Below are 1499 nucleotides of genomic sequence, written 5' to 3'. Positions count from 1 at the left end.
GCCCGCCCCCGCCTTCGCCCATTACGTCGGCGAGCTGGACGAGCTGGAGATCGCCAATGTGGCGCGGCCGGGCCCGGCGATCCTGCTGGCCGCCCGCAGCGCCGCGGCCGACAGCAGGCTGCTGGCCTTCGGCACCGACGAGGAGGGCTCGGGCTTCGACCTCGGCCATTTCAACGCCATCCTCGCCTCGGTCACGGTCGATGGCTGGGCGATCATCGGGATCCTGGGCCTGATGCTGCTGCTGAGCTGGGCGGTGATGCTGGCGAAGGTCGGCTACGTCAACCGGGTCGCCAACGCCAACAAGCGCTTCCTGGTGCCGTTCCGCCGGCTGGTGGCGGATCTCGCCGCGCTCGACCAGGGCGACCCGGACGACGCCACGGCGCCGGCCCGGCTGGCGGGGGGAACCGAGGCCCGGACCTACCGCAACGCCTCGCTGTACCGCCTGTACCATGTCGGCGCCGAGGAGATCAGCCACCGGGCCAAGGCGGCTCGGGGCAAGCCGGGCCGGCTGGTGCTGTCGCCGGAATCGATCGCGGCGATCCGCGCCACGCTGGACGCGACCCTGACCCGGGAGATCCAACGCGCCAACCGGCTGATGGTGGTGCTGACCATCGCCATCTCCGGCGGGCCGTTCCTCGGCCTGCTCGGCACCGTGGTCGGCGTCATGATCACCTTCGCCGCGATCGCCGAGAGCGGCCAGGTCAACATCAACTCGATCGCCCCCGGCATCGCCGGCGCGCTGGTCGCCACCGTCGCCGGCCTCGCCGTCGCGATCCCGGCCCTGTTCGGCTACAACTACCTGGCCAGCCGGATCCGCGACATCACCGCCGACATGCAGGTCTTCGTCGATGAGTTCACGACGAAGATGGCCGAATTCTATGCGCGCTGAGGATCCGTCATGCAGGTCCAGTCGGAAAACAAGCCGTATGACGACATCAACGTCACCCCGATGCTCGACCTCGCCTATGTGCTGCTGCTGATCTTCATCATCATGACGACGGCGGCGGTGCAGGGCATCGAGGTGAACCTGCCGAAGGCCAGCGCCGCCGCCAGCATGTCGCAGCCGCAGATGCGGGCGATCTCGATCGACAACCAGGGACAGGTCTTCCTCGACACCATCCCGGTGTCGATGCCGGAGCTGGAGAGCCGGATCGCCCAGATCAAGGCGACCGTCCCCGACTTCCCGGTGGTGATCAAGGCCGACCAGGCGGTGCAGTACGCCCGGGTGATGGATGTGCTGGACCTGCTGCGCCGCGTCGGCGTGCAGCAGGTCGGCCTGGTCTCGCAACGCCCGGCGACGGGCTGAGCCGGATCGATGGAAGAAGAGCGTCCCAACTGGATCCGACGGATCGCGTGGACGGGCATGGGCCTGGCCATCGTCGCGGCCGTGATCGTGCTTGGCGCGGCCGTGCTGCGCGGCAAGCCGGTGCAGGCGCCGCGCCAGCCGCCGCCGATCCAGATGGTCGAGCTGCCGCCCTTGCGCGCGGTCAGGCAGGCTG

Annotated in this window: 3 protein-coding genes; all 3 read left to right on the top strand. The window is 69.5% G+C overall.

The window, feature by feature from the left end:
• Window positions 1–889 (top strand): MotA/TolQ/ExbB proton channel family protein (locus BWR60_RS36020; protein ID WP_144445886.1); only part of this gene is annotated, 889 nt, incomplete at its 5' end.
• 9 nt (window positions 890–898) lie between these two features.
• A complete protein-coding gene (locus BWR60_RS36015) occupies window positions 899–1306 on the top strand; it encodes an ExbD/TolR family protein (RefSeq protein ID WP_088158159.1) in 408 nt (135 codons plus the stop codon).
• A gap of 9 nt (window positions 1307–1315) precedes the next feature.
• Window positions 1316–1499 (top strand): hypothetical protein (locus BWR60_RS36760; protein ID WP_218823849.1); only part of this gene is annotated, 184 nt, incomplete at its 3' end.

It is taken from the genome of Inquilinus limosus, from assembly GCF_002195995.1.
GTDB lineage: Bacteria > Pseudomonadota > Alphaproteobacteria > DSM-16000 > Inquilinaceae > Inquilinus > Inquilinus limosus_C.
Note: the sequence above shows the minus strand (reverse complement) of the source record. Positions and strands in the feature narration are given on the sequence as shown.

Excerpts from the sequence above, each read along its gene's own strand:
- BWR60_RS36015 (WP_088158159.1), top strand. The coding sequence starts at position 899 with ATGCAGGTCCAGTCGGAAAACAAGCCGTATGACGACATCAACGTCACC.